Source organism: Paenibacillus sp. P4_A9 (genome assembly GCF_056402415.1).
This window is the reverse complement of the sequence record NZ_JBFUHL010000002.1, coordinates 252,462-269,226: the sequence shown is the minus strand read 5'-3', so window position 1 is coordinate 269,226 and position 16,765 is coordinate 252,462. Positions and strand designations below refer to the sequence as shown.

The 16,765-nt window shown below is 49.4% G+C and carries 13 protein-coding genes; 2 read left to right on the top strand and 11 right to left on the bottom strand.

Features of this window, described 5'->3' with window-relative positions:
• Positions 1-39: 39 nt before the first annotated feature.
• The 9 genes from AC1DVJ_RS03485 to AC1DVJ_RS03445 all read right to left on the bottom strand — a co-directional run bounded on the left by AC1DVJ_RS03485 (position 40) and on the right by AC1DVJ_RS03445 (position 9,587).
• The gene (locus AC1DVJ_RS03485; RefSeq protein WP_477588382.1) at positions 40-810 is read right to left on the bottom strand and encodes a DeoR/GlpR family DNA-binding transcription regulator; all 771 of its coding nucleotides are present in this window, start codon (positions 808-810) and stop codon (positions 40-42) included.
• A 53-nt stretch (positions 811-863) separates the two neighbouring features.
• The gene (locus AC1DVJ_RS03480) at positions 864-1,904 is read right to left on the bottom strand and encodes an aldose 1-epimerase family protein (RefSeq protein ID WP_477588380.1); all 1,041 of its coding nucleotides are present in this window, start codon (positions 1,902-1,904) and stop codon (positions 864-866) included.
• Positions 1,905-1,907: 3 nt separating this feature from the next.
• Positions 1,908-2,459: a D-lyxose/D-mannose family sugar isomerase gene (locus tag AC1DVJ_RS03475; protein ID WP_477588377.1), complete on the bottom strand. Its 552-nt coding sequence runs from the start codon at positions 2,457-2,459 to the stop codon at positions 1,908-1,910.
• 28 nt (positions 2,460-2,487) lie between these two features.
• Positions 2,488-3,684, bottom strand: a complete 1,197-nt coding sequence (locus tag AC1DVJ_RS03470; protein WP_477588375.1) for a carbohydrate kinase family protein — start codon at positions 3,682-3,684, stop codon at positions 2,488-2,490.
• Between the two features lies 1 nt (position 3,685).
• Positions 3,686-4,843, bottom strand: coding sequence for a Gfo/Idh/MocA family protein (locus AC1DVJ_RS03465; protein ID WP_477588373.1), 1,158 nt, complete (start codon positions 4,841-4,843; stop codon positions 3,686-3,688).
• The gene (locus AC1DVJ_RS03460; protein ID WP_477588371.1) at positions 4,843-5,685 is read right to left on the bottom strand and encodes a class I fructose-bisphosphate aldolase; all 843 of its coding nucleotides are present in this window, start codon (positions 5,683-5,685) and stop codon (positions 4,843-4,845) included. The genes AC1DVJ_RS03465 and AC1DVJ_RS03460 overlap by 1 nt, the downstream gene beginning before the upstream one ends.
• 379 nt (positions 5,686-6,064) lie before the next feature.
• Positions 6,065-7,195, bottom strand: coding sequence for a trans-sulfuration enzyme family protein (locus tag AC1DVJ_RS03455; protein ID WP_477588369.1), 1,131 nt, complete (start codon positions 7,193-7,195; stop codon positions 6,065-6,067).
• A 43-nt stretch (positions 7,196-7,238) separates the two neighbouring features.
• The gene (locus AC1DVJ_RS03450; protein ID WP_477588367.1) at positions 7,239-8,243 is read right to left on the bottom strand and encodes a Gfo/Idh/MocA family protein; all 1,005 of its coding nucleotides are present in this window, start codon (positions 8,241-8,243) and stop codon (positions 7,239-7,241) included.
• A gap of 21 nt (positions 8,244-8,264) precedes the next feature.
• A complete protein-coding gene (locus AC1DVJ_RS03445) occupies positions 8,265-9,587 on the bottom strand; it encodes a Sapep family Mn(2+)-dependent dipeptidase (RefSeq protein ID WP_477588365.1) in 1,323 nt (440 codons plus the stop codon).
• A 75-nt stretch (positions 9,588-9,662) separates the two neighbouring features.
• On the opposite strand from AC1DVJ_RS03445, the gene AC1DVJ_RS03440 reads away from it, so the two are divergent.
• Positions 9,663-11,474, top strand: a complete 1,812-nt coding sequence (locus AC1DVJ_RS03440; protein ID WP_477588363.1) for a sensor histidine kinase — start codon at positions 9,663-9,665, stop codon at positions 11,472-11,474.
• On the top strand, positions 11,452-12,498 hold the full coding sequence (locus tag AC1DVJ_RS03435; RefSeq protein ID WP_477588362.1) for a response regulator transcription factor: 1,047 nt from the start codon (positions 11,452-11,454) through the stop codon (positions 12,496-12,498). The genes AC1DVJ_RS03440 and AC1DVJ_RS03435 overlap by 23 nt, the downstream gene beginning before the upstream one ends.
• Positions 12,499-12,560: 62 nt before the next feature.
• Here the strand turns inward: AC1DVJ_RS03435 and AC1DVJ_RS03430 are convergent, their stop codons facing one another.
• Both AC1DVJ_RS03430 and AC1DVJ_RS03425 read right to left on the bottom strand, forming a co-directional pair.
• Positions 12,561-15,035: a hypothetical protein gene (locus AC1DVJ_RS03430; RefSeq protein ID WP_477588360.1), complete on the bottom strand. Its 2,475-nt coding sequence runs from the start codon at positions 15,033-15,035 to the stop codon at positions 12,561-12,563.
• Positions 15,032-16,756 (bottom strand): polysaccharide deacetylase family protein, encoded by a 1,725-nt coding sequence (locus tag AC1DVJ_RS03425; protein WP_477588359.1) that lies wholly within the window; start codon positions 16,754-16,756, stop codon positions 15,032-15,034. Before AC1DVJ_RS03425 ends, AC1DVJ_RS03430 begins: the two co-directional genes overlap by 4 nt.
• Positions 16,757-16,765 lie beyond the last annotated feature (9 nt).

The following is a 16,765-nucleotide window of genomic DNA, read 5'->3' as shown; positions in this document are numbered from 1 at the left end:
CTCCTTGGCAGCTTTTTTTATTCAGCATCTCCTAAGTTTTTAATAGGCAACTTCTATATGCACATTCGCTTCATCACAGGCCCGGACCAAATCATTTTCCGGCAAGCGATCCGTCAATATCCGGTGTACACTTGAAAGCGGTGCAAACGAAAAAAGCACCTTAGATCCGAATTTCGTGTGATCAAGCACGATATTCGTTTCTTGCGACTGCCTGATAGCGGTTCGTTTAATTTCCGCTTCATAAATGTTCGAATTGCTAAAGCCATGCTCAACGTTGACGCCGGTCGAACCTAGGAAAATACGATTGAACGCCATCCCCGCCAGCGTTTGAACAGCAACAGGACCGATCAAAGAAGATGTTGCCTCAAGCAACATACCTCCCGTCATCAGCGTTGGAATGTGTTTGCCCGAAAGCTCGCTCGCCACATTAAGAGCGTTCGTCACGACGGTAATGTTCATGCCAGAAGGCAAATACCGCACAATCTGCAGGGTAGTCGTCCCGCCGTCAATAAAAATGGATTCGCCGGGACGAATCCGTTCAGCAGCTGCACGACCGATCCTCATCTTCTCCTCCATGGATACGCCAGAGCGTTCTAGCAAGGCAACATCTTTCCCAACGAAAATGGCTCCACCAAACGTTCTCTTAATACAACCCGCTTCCTCCAGCTTTTCCAGATCGCGCCTGATCGTCATCTCTGTTACTTGGAACGCTTCCTTTAAATCGGTGATCTTGACCTCCCCTTCGAAGGTAATCCGCTCCATGATCTGCTGCTGTCTTGCATTGAATCCACTATTCATTCCAATCTGCATATACGAACGGCCTCCCGCCGGATTTTTCACGATAAAACTAATCTGTATTTATTCTATAAGATCAAATCCAGCCGGTAAAGTACGGATTCCCCTGAAGCGAGCATACGAAGCAAGCCGCGTTCCCGTTCTGCCGCGCGACCTTCCACCTTACAATTTGCCGGTTCAAGTCCCAAGACATGTTCACCAGCCCCAGGCATACGCCATTGCACAAGCATTGGCAGCGTGTCTGCCGACCAGCGCAGTTTGGCTGTAACCGGACGTAAGACGCCGCCGGATGGAAATGATGGATTATGAATTTGCACTTCAGCCATACCGGTATCGTCAGAGGCAAGGGGACGAAGATGATGGTAATAAACACTTTCAGATGCCGCAGGATCAGGACTCTCCCAATTAGCGCAGTTTTCTACTGGCAATCCAGCTTCCCGAGGTTCAATTTCAGCCGGAGGAAATTGGATCATCGTTTGTTCTCCTAGCAACGGAAAACCAAAGTTAAAATGATAAAGCATCATGTGCGAGGATGCGGTAAACCCAATGTTTTCAACCCGATCAGCGATCGAAATGCGGTTTTCACCAAACCGGCCGGATATGGTACGATGTAACCGCAGTTTGGCTCCGAATATGGATGTTTCTTCCACAATTCCGGACACACTCCATTCCAACTGATCACCTATCCATTCTTCTCGAATGTTGACTTGCCTGGCCGGCGTATGATGCGCTCGTCCATGCAGTCCGTAGCTGCCGGTCTCATCCACACTTGGCGATCCAACATGCACAAGCCCACAAGTCATGAGGAGCCCCCCTGACGCAGTGCGAAGAAATCCAGTTCCTTCCGGCTCGTAATAAGCAGGTGACGTATCGCCATTAGGCGACTGCCAGGAAATCGGCACTCCCCACAGCTCTGTTGATGAAATATCAAGCCCTTTGGAAGGGACGATGTCGCAGGCAAGACCAGCCCCCGTTCGAACTCGAATCAGCTCGACTCCAGCTTCTTTCCCTTCCGTCAGCTTCATCCTCCGGATACCGCAGATCTGCCCCAAATGACCGACTCGCGCTTCCAGCTCTCGCCGCGTCCAGTCTTGCCCGTATAGCTGCATCGTCTACTCCTCCACTCTGACAGGCATTCGCACAATGTTAGGATCCGTGAAAATATCGAACTCATCACGGCTCGTGCTCGAAAATTCCGATACGATGGCTCCATACGGCCCACCTTGAAACCAATGCTTGGTTCCCGGCGAAATCGTATATTGCTCTCCAGGAAGTAATTCAATCTCGTGGAAAACGGTGTAGAAACTTTCACTTCCTGCCGGTACTACAGCCTGAATGTTTGGCGTAGACTCGCCCTCTACGTATAGAAAAACTTTCCCCCAGCGGCAGCGGAATGTTTCCATTTTGCCGGACTCGCCTTCTACAGGAGGGTGCATATGCTCGGGGCACGTTTGGCTTGGGAATAGCACAAGCTCCTTGGCACAGTACCGATCTGTGTTCACGTAAGTAATGAGTTCAAGCCCTTGATTGGCCAGGTCGCCTAGACCGAATCCAGCAATTTCGATAGAATCCTGTTCTGCCGATGTGAGCACGATTCCCGCCTGACCCAATAGCGCTGCTGTGCGCTCCTGTGCCATTCTAACGTCGCTTCTTCTTAGCGTCATTGAACTATCTCCCCTTATCATATTCTTCTTAGTGATGCTCCCACAGACCGTACGATTCGTTCCAACTCCAACCCGGAAGGGGAAGCGATTGGGTCCGTTGAAGCCATCCAAGCTTTATTCGATTCTGTACATCGCTCCAAACAGGCACACCACTTACGGCATCTGCTTCCTCCACATTGCAAGCCCCAACGCCTACTGCACTGACCAATACCTCTTCGACCGTCATCCCTTTAAGGAGTCCCGCCAAAAATCCAGCGATTGTGCAGTCACCCGCTCCCGTCGTTCCTACCGTGTCTACATGGAAGCAAGGAGCAAGCAGCTCTTTCCCGAGCCAGTTTTCGATCATCTCTCCGACCGGCGTACAAGTACCCATGGAAAGGAGTCGAGCCCGGTCGGATGACGTCTTCATATACAATCCGAACTCTCCAAGCTTCAGCGCGACTACGGCCGCCCCCATGTCTAGCAATTCATCTGCAAGCTGCGATAACAGCGGACCCTCCGCAAATGGCAACAGCTCTTCCGTACCATGATCAAGCTGCATCTGACGGTAGAGATCCGGCCGTAGCATACATAAAATCTCTTCAAAGCTGGGTAAGAAAACATCCACAAACGGAAGCGCCTTCTCCAAAATAGTTCTCCAATCAGCCTGCCCTGCCGCCGTTAAAGGATCAGGTTTCGCCAAATCAAGCGAGACCGTCAATCCTCTCTTCTTGACGCCAGACAGGAGGCGGACCAGATCGTCACCTTTATGCTCATACATGTTTCGCATCAGAGGAGGATAGCCGAAATGAAACAGCCTGACACCATCCAGGCTTTCCAAATCCACGTCTTCCGCCTGAAAAGTGTCGTTCGCTCCTGTACAATGGAGGAAAATACGGTCTACGCCAGGCGGACTAATGACGATAGTGTACGAACTGTGCTCATTTGGAGAAATGATCATTCCTTCTGTCAGATGTTCTCCATACCCCCGCAATTTCCCCAATATGACTTGCCCGAATAAATCATCCCCGACTTTACCCATCAGGTTGACTTGAAGACCAAGTCTATGCAGGGCCAGACCCGTGTTAGAAACCGCACCGCCGGTGGCGATCAGTGCCGTTCCGATTTCAACCAGTTTACCAGGCACAAGAAACTCATCGATCCTGATCTTCTTCCCATGAATGGCCGGAATGATATCCAGACAAATATGTCCAGCAACCACGACTTCTGCCGATCGACTTTTCAACTTAGGTCCCCCAGTCTATCTTCACCGTTTCTCCATTTCTCTCCGACTCAAGCGCTGCCGTAAAGACACGATGACTGTCTGCCGCTTCCTCCGGTGTTGCGCAACCGAAAGGCTGAAGCATGTTCGCTCCATGCGTAATCTCATCACAAAATGCCGCCCACATTTGCAGAATCGAATCAGAGAAACCGAATTCGAAAATCCCTCCGGTAATCGTGTTATAGGATGATTTATAAGGTACATCTGCGATATGCCAAGCTTGCTGCCCTCCGGGTTGATAAGGCATGGAGGCTACCTGCTTCGGATTTTTAGTTGTAAATTCAGCCGAAAACTCAGTCCCTTGAATACGGATAAACCATGTGTTCGCATGACCAGGTGCAATTCGTTTGGTAGATAGAATCATCGGAAACTGTTGGTTAATCAGCTTTACATCACAAGCAAGAATAGCATTGTCCCATGTTTCACAAGGAGCTGATCCGCCTTTTCCATCGGGACGCTCATGTACGATTTTGGATAGAAGCGCCCGCACATTCTCAGGCTTCCAACCGAAACGAAGCGGCAGGTGAAGCACATGCATGCCGAGATCGCCCATACATCCGTATTCGCCGTTTGTCGCGATTCTTCTTTTCCAATTAATCGGCTTTGTCGGATCAAGATCGCTAGAGTGCCAGAAGCCAGCTTCCACCTCAATGATTTTTCCGAATTTCCCCTCATTTACCCATTTAGTGATTTGCTGGGCCCCAGGGAAAAATGGGAATTCCGACGAGCAGCGGACGATGATATGCGGATTCTCGGCAATTGCTGCCTGAATAGCTGCATTCGCCTTTTGGTCGATGCCGAACGGCTTCTCGCCTAAGAAATGCTTTCCAGCACGAATAATATCCACATACATTTGTTCATGCAAATTATGAGGCACTGCACAGTAAATTGCCTCCACCGACGGGTCATCCAATAGCTTCTTATAATCCGTATACGCGTTTTCCACACTCGGGACATGATCGAGGAACCACTGCGAAGCAGACGGACTCGCGTCACATACGGCTACGATCCGGGGCTCAAAATCAACATCCGTCAATTGACACCACCGTGCAGCGTTGCTCGCAAACTCTTTGCCCATCAAGCCACAGCCGATTATACCAAAACGAATAACTCTATTTCCCATTATGCTCCTTCCCCCTTCAGAATAGTTAGTGCTTTTTCCGCCGATATGCCATGATGCACGATAGCCATCAAGGCTGCGGTCATCTCAGCAGGTTGCGGGTGCTGGATGACATTACGCCCATAGACGATGCCTGAAGCGCCCTGCTCCATCAATTCCACCGTGCGAGTCACGATCTCCTCATCACTCGCCCTACCGCCGCCGCGCACAAGAACCGGAATGCCAGAGGCAATTTCGATAACCCGGTGATATTCTGAAACATCATCGCACGGATCCGCTTTCACCACATTGGCCCCTAATTCAACGGCCTGGCGAACAAGCGCTATAATTTTGCGGATATCGCCATCGACCATGTAACCGCCTTTCGCTTCGTTCGGAAGCATAACAAGAGGTTCAACCATTAACGGCATACCATATTTTTCACTTTCAGTTTTCAATAGCGCGATGTTACGCACACATTGATGATGCAATTCCGGTTGGCCTGGGAGAAGCAGCAAATTTACACAAACGGCGACTGCATCAAGACGCACGGCTTGCTCGATCGCACGGTCGATCAATTCGCTAAACACAAATTTCGGCAGTTCTGTGCCATAAATATTGGCTACGTCAGTTCGCAGTACCAGTCCTGGCTTCTGTTTCCCTGGGATCTCTTGAAGCAAGCGCGCTTGCCCTGGACTTAGCTGTATGCAGTCCGGATTAGCTCTTACAATCGTTTCAATCGCTTGTTTCATGTTCTCAATTCCTGTTGAGAAAGAGAATTCATTAAAAAAGCCGTGATCGATAGCTACATCGAAACATTTTCCCTGATCACTGAACATTCGGTTTAAGCGTGGCGAGCGAGACATGGAACCAACCTCCGATTTGTTTTTTTCAAACATATTTTTAGTTATTTAAACACATTTTACGAAAATAAACAGCACTCGTCAATTCATTTATTCTTGAATTTAACATATTTTTGTTTGAAACGAACAAAAACGAGACTGGCCGTTTTATCAGCAAAAAAATGCACCACTCTGAAGAAAACATGAGAAGTGACTTTTCCTTTATTGGTGGTATAAGATCGTGCCTCCGATCGTAACGACCGCCGACTCACGGAGACAGTTCCCTGCTAACTATCGTTTGCAGCGACATCACGATGCCGAGCATGCCACAATCGGATCGATACTCTATCGGGGATAGCCCCGTGACCGCACCATCTTTTCGCTGTAATCTATATTCGCTTGCTTAAGAAAGACTGTTTAAAGCTTGATCTAAATCCGCAATCAATGAATCCACTGATTCCAACCCGACTGAAATCCTGAGCAAACCACGGGGAATGCCGGTCGCCTGAGACGCTTCCTCACTGATTCCTACTCCTGGATCGACAATTAGACTTTCAAAGCCTCCCCAGCTAGGGCCGAACTCGAAATAATGAAGCTTCGGGATCATCTCTCGAATGCCCTGCTCACTAGCCCGCGGAAGAAAGCTTATCAGTCCCGTGTAGCCGGTATACAGCTTCCTCCCTAGCTCATATTGCGGATGGCTCTTTAGACCAGGATAATACACTTGTTCCACTTTCGAATGACTTTCAAGAAACTCCGCAATCTTCATCGCGCTTTCTTGATGCTGCCTCATACGGACGGGCAGAGTGCGCATACCTCGCAATAGGAGCCACGACTGATGCGGATCCATATTAGCTCCGAACAGCGCCCGCTCCTCATGCGTAATTTTCTCCATCGCATCCGCTCGGCCGATGACGACACCGCCAATTATGTCACTGTGACCGCCCAGATATTTCGAAGCGGAATGGACGACCATATCGATGCCAAAGCGCAGCGGGTTACAGAATAGCGGGGTTGCCCATGTGTTATCAATAATCGTACCGATTCCGCGAGCTTTGGCCAACTGGGCAACTGCCTCCAAATCCTGAAGCACAAACAAATGAGAAGAAGGACTCTCCAAATAGATCAACTTCGTATTCGGTCGAATGGCTTGCTCGAACTCATCTAATCGATCTCCAGTCACGAACGTCGTTTCTACCCCGAATCGCACCAAGTAAGAGCTCAAAAACTCCCGTGTCGGACCGTATGCGCTCCGTATGCAAATAACATGTGCCCCAGCAGAGACAAAGCTCATAATCGCTGCCGAAATAGCTCCCATACCTGAAGAGAAGCACTTGCCTGCCTCACCCTCCTCTAGGGCAGCAATTTTGCGCTCTGCGATCTCAGTGGTCGGATTGCCTATACGGGTATACACGTAACCATGATCTTTATTTTTTCTAGTGAATAGGGAATTTTGAAAAATTGGTGGTACAATCGCACCCAAATACCGATCATAGTCGTCTCCCAGATGCATTAAAATATCTTCTTTAGTCATAGCGTCTCCACATCTCCTGATCGTTGAAATGTCATTAATAACCTTAAAGCGATTGAATAATAGTTGCTGCTTCGTCTGCTTCCACGGCAGCTTTACATGCCTGTAATACATCGTTTGCTGTCAAAACCGCTGAGCGTCCTTCGATGCGATTAAGGAAGTCTTTACTAAGAGTTAACGGAGCTATAGCCGGTTCAACAGCCCTTGCAGGCGCATCGTTCGTAACCTGGATGAATAATGGACCCTTGCTCAAGAACGGGTCTCCCTCCAGGCGCAGTTCAGCGCATCCATTCGTTCCAGCGACAAATATGCGCCCGTCCCCCCAGGTCCAGCTGGCTTCCGGTGTGTGCCAATCCGCATATAGCTGTGCGGTAATTCCTCCGCCAAGAAGCACTTGCAGTGAAGCAGCATCACAAAATGTCGGATATTCCGGCAGAATGCGCTTGCTTGTCCAACCCTGAACCGCAGCGATTTCTTCTCCCGTCAACCATCGAAGCAAGTCAAAATCATGGATGAGAAGATCAATAACCAGTCCTCCGTTGCGAGCTTTATCAAAAAACCAGGTTGGTCTGCTGGAAGCACGCAGCCTATGCGGCTTTCTCATCTGGATTTGGATGATCTTACCTAGCACTCCTTGCAGTATAGCCTCCCGAAGGGTAAACAACTCCGGACGAAATCGCTCCGTTAGCATCATGGCGACTTGAATACGTCCTCGACGGATGATTTCGGCAAGCCGCTCGAGTCCTGCCGTGTCGACAACCGCTGGCTTGTCAACCATCACATGCCGACCATTCCTTTCGCACAGCTCGATGATCTCGATTTTGTCACTGTTGACAGCAGCGCTGCCTACAATGGATCCGCTCACGCTAAGCAGCTTCTCCGGATCGCCGAACAGAGGGACGCCGTACCGATCTGCCAGCCTGCTAGCCATCGCCGAATCTTCTCCGTCGTAAATCCCGGCACAGGGATACCCCAAATCAATCATTTCCTGAATAAATTGAGCGATATGCATGTGTTGGCAGCCTAATATGCAAAAAGGTTCGTGTTTCATCCATTACTCTCCTCGTTAGCGTTATACTTCTAACAGTTTGTACATAGCGACTGCACATATTTCCGCATGCCGCATCAAGTCGTCAATCAACATCCTTTCATCGGCTTGGTGCGCTCGCGGATCCGTACCAAGGAAGTTGGCGCCAAAGGCAACGCCGCGGTTATTCAGCTTCCTCGCATAAGTACCGCCGCCTATCGACAATAAAGTCGCACGCTCCCCCGTCACCGATTCGTAAGCCTCGCAAAGCTTGCGGATGAGCGGGTGTTCTGCCGGAATATAGAGCGGCGGAAGCTCAGTTGCGACTTCTAGCGTCAAGCCTACGGCTTCTGCCTCAAGACGAAGGCGTCCAATTATCGTTTCCCCATCGAATGTTACTGGATAACGGATGTTTATCCATGCTTCCGCCATCTGCTCGTCCATTCGAAATTGACCTAGATTAACGGTCAAACTGCCGTGTTCTGTATCCGTGCAGGCAATGCCAAGCTTCTCTCCGTTTACATCATGCCCAATACGTGCATGCAAGAAATCGGCAAGCGGATACGCATGGGCATCGATAAGCCCCGTATCTTTTAAATAATCAAGCGCAAGTGCAATAGCATTGATGCCGTCACCTGGCGTTGCACCATGAGCGGTCACGCCGTTGAAGGTGCACTCGTTGGACGCTTCGCTATTCCGATCCATACGTACACTGCAACGGTCAGGCACCGAATTTGGTGCGGTGCCTCCCTCCAAGCGCAGTCCTCCGCTTAGCTCAGCCGAGGTGCATTGACTCAACTTCACGACGTAATATCCTTTCTCGGCATGGATAATCGGGTAGTCCCCATCCGGCGTGAAAGCGTAATCGGGTAACGGCTGCTTCGAGAAGTAGTAATCCATGTCAGACATCCCGCATTCCTCGTTCGTCCCGAAGATGATTCGAATGCGTTTCTCAGGCACAACTCCCGCTTCCTTTAAGGCCTTCAGTGCGAACAAGGAAACAACTGCGGGACCTTTATTATCGGAAGCACCACGACCATACAGATATCCCTCGCAAACTTCGCCCCCGAATGGATCGTGCGTCCAGCCCGCGCCTTCAGGAACAGTGTCGACATGAACGAGTACTGCGACTATCCCATCGCCATCTCCGAATTCCGCATGTCCGGCGTATCCATCGACGTCAAGCGTCTTAAAACCGAGCGAAGATGCCAACGCCAGCATGTACGCTAGTGCCTCCGCTACTCCTTCTCCGAACGGTTTCCCGGGTTGTGGTGCCGATATCGAGCTACGAATGCGAATCATTTCCTGCGAATGGCGCACAATATCGTCGTGATACGAACGTATAAGCCCTCGAATTATAGTTTCCATTCATTTCGCCCCCTTGTTATAATAATGAAGCAATAACTCGACCTACCCCAATGAAACGAAACGGAGTAATCCAACATGATATTCCTACAAAAAGTGAGAGCATTATCCATTCGCACTAAACTGAATGTATTGATTCTAGTATTTCTATGCCTCCCGTTTTGTTCACTCGGCGTGATCTGGTATATAAAAACAACTGAGAACATCGAAACGAACGCCGTCAATTCCAGCCGGCAGCTTATGACTCAAATCAATAATCAATTGGACAATTATTTCACCGACTTGGAACGGACTACGTTTCCAGTTATCACTCATCCGCTCATCCAGAAATTCATGCTGCTTCCAGCGAACGAGCAGTATGATCGTTTTATCATAACGCGGGATATCGAAAACCAAGTGCTGCCGAATTTCATGTTCGGCCGCCCAGATATAAAAGGCTTCTCCGTCGCGACGGAAAATGGCATTCTCAGTTACGGCGGCGTTTCATCCAAAGATGATTACATGAAGCTTTTCCGCCATTACGAGAATACGACTTCCTTCCGAATTGTCGGAATACGCAATTCGGATAACTCGCACGTGCTGACCGTTGTCCGCACGTTTCGCGATGCTGCCAATTACAAGTCGCTTGGTATGCTGATTATCGATCTGAACATGAACCAGATTTTAAGTATTCTGGAAAAGGTTCAGCTCGGACAAACCGGCTATATTTGGATCGCAGACAATAACTCCCAGATCTTGTACCATCCGGATAGAAGCAATCAAGGCAAGCCTGTTGATTCCCAGTTGATGGAGCGATTTAACGGGAGTCAGGAAGGCTTTTTTTTAAAAAAGACCGATTCAGGGAAAACGCTGGTCATATTCCATCGCTCCCCCTACACGAACTGGACAATGGTTTCCGAAGTACCGCTGCAGGAGCTGATCGGCAACCTGATAGAGCTGCGAAATTTTACGCTGTGGATTGCATTTTTCCTTATATTGTTCGTGTTAGCCGCACTGGCGGGGTTTTCCTTTAACTTAACCCGATCTCTTTCTGTTCTCCAACGTTTAATGAAAAATGCAGAACATGGAAATTGGGTTATCCAAGCACCGGAGCACCGGGAGGACGAAATTGGAAGCTTATACCGCAGCTTCAACAAGATGGTCAGAGAAATACGCCGACTAATCGAAGTCGTGCATACCTCCAAGCTCAAAGAGAAAGAGCTGCAGCTTAAACAGAGAGAAGCCATGATGCAGGCAATGCAATCGCAAATCAACCCGCATTTCCTTTATAACACGCTGGAAGCCATTAATTCCTACGCCATCGTGGAAGGGGTGCTGCCAATCAGCAACATGGCAACCTCTCTCGCAGACTTGTTCCGCTATAGTGTAGGAAGCTCCCAGCAAATCGTCAGCCTCAAAGAGGAACTAGAACACGTCAGTATGTATTTGAACATCCAAAAGGAACGGTATCCCTATTTGACATTTGATTGCGGGATCGAAGCACGAACTGCATCTAACGTACAAGCTGTCCGCTTAATCGTTCAGCCACTGATCGAGAACTCGATCGTACACGGCTATGAACGACATAAACTTAGACCGACCTATATCGGTGTTTCTTCCGAACAGTTGGAAAGCTGCTTTCTGCTTCGGATATCCGACAATGGTCAAGGCATGGACTCACAGCTATGCGGGATGTATAACAAAATTTTCGAAGGTACCTTCTCAGGTAACGAAGCCGAGCTTTCCTTTCATCATATCGGATTGCTAAATGTCCATCATCGGATTCGACTGACCTATAATGAACCTTACGGCCTTTATATTGAAAAATCGGACACTACAGGCACCGTTATTCAAGTTAAGCTGCCTTACAAGATGGGGGAATCGCAACATGTACCGAGTCATCACGATTGACGACGAGCCGATGGTCAAAAAAATGTTGGGCAAGCTAATTGATGCAACAGAGCGCTTCAAGGTCGTTGCAGAAGCTGAAGACGGCCTGGAAGCATTGAGGCTCATCGAACAGCATGCCCCCGATCTGATTTTGACTGATATTCGCATGCCGATTATGGACGGACTTGAGCTGCTTCAGGAACTGCATATGCGAAACCAAAAGCCAAAAGTAGTCATTCTTTCTGGCTATGACGATTTTACTTTTGCCCAACAAGCGATTCGTTACGGGGCCTCTGAATATTTACTGAAGCCCATACGGCCGGCTTTACTTCAAGAAACACTGGATCGAATTTTCATTAGCCTAGAGCAAGAAAAATTATCCTTATCCGACCGTGGTCGCTGGATTCTTTTAGTCAAAAGCCATGCTGAATCTATTAACGAGAATGTCTGGATCCTGAACGAGGATGCCGCAATAGACGATCTTAAGAAATTCAATGAGACTCTTCAGCTGGAAGCAACGGAGGAATCGCAGATACGAACCGCCTATTTCGAACTGATTTGCCATATAGACGCAAGCTTAAACGAAAAAGGGATTCATATGTTCAATCAAGACATGGACGACCCCATTCCTGTAAAAACGGAAGAGCTGTTCAACCATACTAGCTCCCTCATGGAGTCGGCTATTCAACAAATCCGTCAATCCCGTAATTGGGGCAGTCATCAAGGGATTCAACGCGCGGCGGACTATATTAAACAAAATTATACGCTCGAAGCCTTTTCCATGCAGGAGGTCGCCGATTATATTCACATGTCTCCCGCATACTTCAGTCGCTCCTTTAAGGAGGAGATGGGGGTCTCCTTCATCCACTTCCTGACCCAACTGCGAATCGAGATGGCTAAGGAAATGTTAGCGAATCCAGCATGCAAGACTGTCAACATTCCTCATGCCATCGGTTATGCCGATTATCCCCATTTCGCTAAAGTATTCAAAAAATATTGCGGGCTAACCCCCACCGAATACCGAAAAAGGCTTGGCGTCCAATAGTAACGAACCGAGCACAGAAGATCCGAGAGTGGCTCTTCTGTGCTCGGCTATTTTTTGAACAATCAAACCTCAAGCGTGTGGCATCCGCCTGCCGCAACTGTTACATCCATGCTCCTGCCATTCTCGAATGTGATTTTGCAGGAAACCGTCATCTCGCATTCGTTAATCAAGATCATGCGGCCATCTGCGACAGTAATGTCGAGCAGCACTTGTAGTGCTGGATCAACAGAAAGTTGACAAACCGCTTTGCGGTAAAGGGAGGAAAAGGCAGGTACACAGCAATTCCAGAAATAGGATTCCCCTCTAATGGCCTGTCTGCCCTCATATACATTCACTACCATGCCTGCAATGATGCGTTTTTGCGCAATTGTACGCACCACATCTGCACGGAAGTTGGCAGCGACGATACAATCCTCGGTCTCAACAACGATCGTCTCATCATTCGTATCTAGCTGAACCGTTTCTCTGCTTGCTGATTCTGTCCGGGCTGCCGTCTGATTGGGCATCGAAACGACGATGAATGGCTCCAGCGTCTGTCCTGCAGTTAGCTGCAAAGAGCCGATGTCATTGAGGACAAGGATGTCCTCTACGCCCTTCCACTTCAAATATTCGTGCTTGTTAATATATTTGACACCCTGCCCGCCTATGATCACGTAGCCGATATAATCGTCTACATTCACATAGGCAACCCGTCCATAAGTCTCAACCTGATTGGGCACCTGCCCATAGAAGCCGCGAAACTTGTCGGCACCCTCCGGGTGATATAATGTGCGTGTGCCGGGAGCAAGCTCTGGCATTGCTGCATAGTTCTCATTGCGGATACCAATAATTCCAGTTTGTGCATGATGAATCGTGATGTTCTTCATCGCATCGAAGCGCTCGATGTACACGGTGCTGCCGTTTGGCAATGACAGGAACGCCGCATGCTGAAGCAGCTCACGGTCTCCTCTGGCAATCGTCACCGTTGCTGCGAAGCCATCATAGAACGGTAGAATGCTTTCCCGCTCCACATCACGGATTATCGACTCGTTGCTCAGATTTTTATTCCCCTTCTTCTCGGCAAACTCCATCGTACCTGTATAGCTCGCATAAAGCGGGGTTACCTGCCATAAGCCTTTGGAAGGCAGTGTTAGCGCCATTACATTGTTACGCCATGAAAAGCTCGCAAACGAGTCCTTGCGACGGTGAAGAATTGAATTACCATAAGAGTACGTGTATACGCCCAACAGACGGTTCGTCATTTCCTCTGTATCACTAGGCTCAGCGCCTGGTCCTCCAAATAGGTAAATCAAATACGAACAGAGCAGATCGACCGCCGAGCCGTGTTCCAAGTCTCTGGCAAACTGAGCGTGCGCTTTATTGATGATACATTCTTCCCCGCGCTCTTCCAGTAAGCAGCCGCGAGAATTGCTGGCTTGGATGCGTTCTATCGAATCAAGTGAACCTCTTACCAGATTAGCTGCATCTCGATTGCCATGGATGACATTCAGGATTGTATGCGTCAGCTGGCGCTCGTGCTGTCGATTATACCACCAGTCCTGGCCTTGCACCGGAACGGCCAAGCCATCAAACTGCGCCCAAATTTTAATCGTACGCTCATACAGCTTCTCATTGTTGTGTACCGCCTCACGGGGAATTTCTTGACCCGCAGTCAGTGACATCATAGCAAAGATCCCACGAAGATTGGTCCCTGCGCACATATAGCTGGGATGAACGAAGGCGTGATTTTCTGCTGTCATATCGGGATGGAACGTCACCGCTCGCACCAGGTTTCCAGCAGGAATATCAATTAAGCCAGATGGATCTGCGAGCCTGTCCTTGTATGTGCTGACTGAGTTCATCGCCCACAAGCGGAACCCGTGCATCCACTGTTCGTGATGAGGATGATCGGGAAACAGCGCAACCGACGCTCCGATCCCTGCCGCTGTCCATCCGTTTTCCTCGCATTGCGTGTCATAATAGACGCCGTCACGGGGTTGGTCGATCGACCATTGATCGGCATAGCTGGAAACGACATTTTGCACAAGCAGCTTCGTTTCCTGGTCTAGGTCATCCCACAGCATCCAGGCGGCATAAGCGAAGAAGGCGATGGAACGGCCGTTTTGGCTAGCCATGAAGAAATTGTCGCCTCGACCTCCCCACTTTTTCCCGCTTGTGTAAGGCAGAACGCCTTCCACACGGACACAATCCTCCGGACCTGTATCATGCGTAAAACCGATATAGCGAATCGCTTTGATGGCACGTTCCTTCAAGAGATTACGGGAAATCTTCGTTGCCTGTTCGTCATATTCGCCTAGCTTGGAAAGTACGGCATAAATAAGCGAGTTCTGGGCTGAATCAGATTGGTACCAGAAGGTTCCCCCGAAGAAATGACCGCTGTTCGGGCGGACGTCCCAGTCCTGAAAATGCTCGTTAGCAAAAGGCAGCCATTTCAATAAAATGTTATAAATGCGTCGCGACATATTATTTTCTTGAGCTAAGTCCCAACGAATAGGAGCAACGCGCCATATTTCGGTTGCTGGTGTATAGGTAATCATACGGTTTTCACTTCCTGAACTGTTAATATGACTTTCCTGCACGCTACGCCATAATGCTCCTTGATCTCGCCGTCCGAGCTGTCCAAGTTGTCTGAGTTTCCATCCATAACCGGCACCCAAGCAATAACACGGCCTCCTTCGATCGTTACGTTATCCGTTACCGGATAACCGTCTGCCGTCAAACCGGAGATGGCGACCTTGCGGCGCGCCCGCACCCATCGGTTGATTTCCTCGTTCGTCCAGAAGACAAAACCGCGCTTGCGTGCTTCTTCTACAACGTAACGGAATGCGTCCCGCACCACCTCTTGGTGATAGATGTGAAATTGATGGAACAAGAAATGCGCAACACCTTGCACCTTCGCCACCTGTTCCAGAATCGGAATGACGATGCTGCGGTCACCCCACTTTTTCAATTCCAGATCCGGCGTCATAAACCCGACTTCTAACACGTTATACACCCGATTTTTCTCATCGGAAAGGGCTATTGGAAAGAATGGCTGACAGGTGCCAAACGTGAACCCGAGGTTGCCTTTCTTACTGCCGCCACGGCTTTGGTCGGATTCAATACCGCAGCTTTCACACCACTGGAACAGCTCCCCCCAGCCTTCTGTACGGGTAAGATGGTTTTTATTCGTTGGAACCTGCTGCATGCCCGTTGCTTCTTGGAACCATTCGAATTGGCGGCGGAATTCTTCTCCGCTCCAGTAGCCGTTGTCCACATCTACGGCGTTGTAATGAAGTGCCAGCTCATGCCCGTCTGCTTCTATCTGCTTGTATAAGCCTTTACTGTAGCCCGGCTCCAACATACACCAGGTGGAGTGGACACCGGTTTCCCTCAAAATATCTAACGTAGCAATGGCATGCTCGTCAAAGTTATAGTCGCTGTCATGCGAAATGTGCGCCACCTGCTCCGTGCCTTCCGGCCAGTAACCGAGAAACGGAAGCGTCAAGCCTTCCTCTGCTGTGCGGCGAAGTAAATGCCCAACCAATTCTTCGCGCCACATGTCGGCATAGGGGTGAAGGAACAACGGGATTCCCGTTTCCGTTGCGACCCGGTCGTGCTCGTAATCAAGCTCGATCACGTCATCTGCCTTCAACACACCGTCGTTCACCAGGGCAGTTCCATCCGCAGATGGAGGCCCGTCCTCGATAACCGGCTTGCTTCCTTGCTGGATCTGGACAATCGTATTCACAACATCTACGGAATAACGCTCCAAGCTCCCTTGTCCAACGCTGAATTGCTGCAAAGCGGGTCCATAACTATCGCCGGTAGGCGAGCCTTTGCAAATAGTTCCGACGTTCTGGACGATTGGCTCCTCCGTCAAGCTATTCGCCGCGACCCACGGCACCGCATCCAGAAAACGCAGCGGTCTGTCGCTATGCGGCAGGTGAGCGTACCCTGCACCTGTACCCATGCCTTTGTGATATCCTAATTTCTTCGCAAGATCGTTCGTACCAGCAAAAGAAACGACGATGCCGCCTCTTTCCATATAGCGCCAAAGCAGCGCTGCATTCTCGGCAGTTTCATCAACAGCTGCAACCAGAATCACATCACATGGATAATGATCAGTAATGCTCTTTACCGAATGAATCCAATGAAACGGAATTCCGCGGTGCATCAAAATTTCCCCAAGATAACGATTAAATACGTTTATGTTATAACGCCACCGTTTTTCAGCAGCTGTCTGATCTAGCAAAATACCAATTCGCGCCATTTTCATCGCAGTTGT

Coding starts and splice junctions, on each gene's coding strand:
- AC1DVJ_RS03485 (WP_477588382.1), bottom strand. CDS start 810: ATGCAGATTGGAATGAATAGTGGATTCAATGCAAGACAGCAGCAGATC.
- AC1DVJ_RS03480 (WP_477588380.1), bottom strand. CDS start 1,904: ATGCAGCTATACGGGCAAGACTGGACGCGGCGAGAGCTGGAAGCGCGA.
- AC1DVJ_RS03475 (WP_477588377.1), bottom strand. CDS start 2,459: ATGACGCTAAGAAGAAGCGACGTTAGAATGGCACAGGAGCGCACAGCA.
- AC1DVJ_RS03465 (WP_477588373.1), bottom strand. CDS start 4,843: ATGGGAAATAGAGTTATTCGTTTTGGTATAATCGGCTGTGGCTTGATG.
- AC1DVJ_RS03460 (WP_477588371.1), bottom strand. CDS start 5,685: ATGTCTCGCTCGCCACGCTTAAACCGAATGTTCAGTGATCAGGGAAAA.
- AC1DVJ_RS03455 (WP_477588369.1), bottom strand. CDS start 7,195: ATGACTAAAGAAGATATTTTAATGCATCTGGGAGACGACTATGATCGG.
- AC1DVJ_RS03450 (WP_477588367.1), bottom strand. CDS start 8,243: ATGAAACACGAACCTTTTTGCATATTAGGCTGCCAACACATGCATATC.
- AC1DVJ_RS03445 (WP_477588365.1), bottom strand. CDS start 9,587: ATGGAAACTATAATTCGAGGGCTTATACGTTCGTATCACGACGATATT.
- AC1DVJ_RS03440 (WP_477588363.1), top strand. CDS start 9,663: ATGATATTCCTACAAAAAGTGAGAGCATTATCCATTCGCACTAAACTG.
- AC1DVJ_RS03435 (WP_477588362.1), top strand. CDS start 11,452: ATGTACCGAGTCATCACGATTGACGACGAGCCGATGGTCAAAAAAATG.
- AC1DVJ_RS03430 (WP_477588360.1), bottom strand. CDS start 15,035: ATGATTACCTATACACCAGCAACCGAAATATGGCGCGTTGCTCCTATT.
- AC1DVJ_RS03425 (WP_477588359.1), bottom strand. CDS start 16,756: ATGAAAATGGCGCGAATTGGTATTTTGCTAGATCAGACAGCTGCTGAA.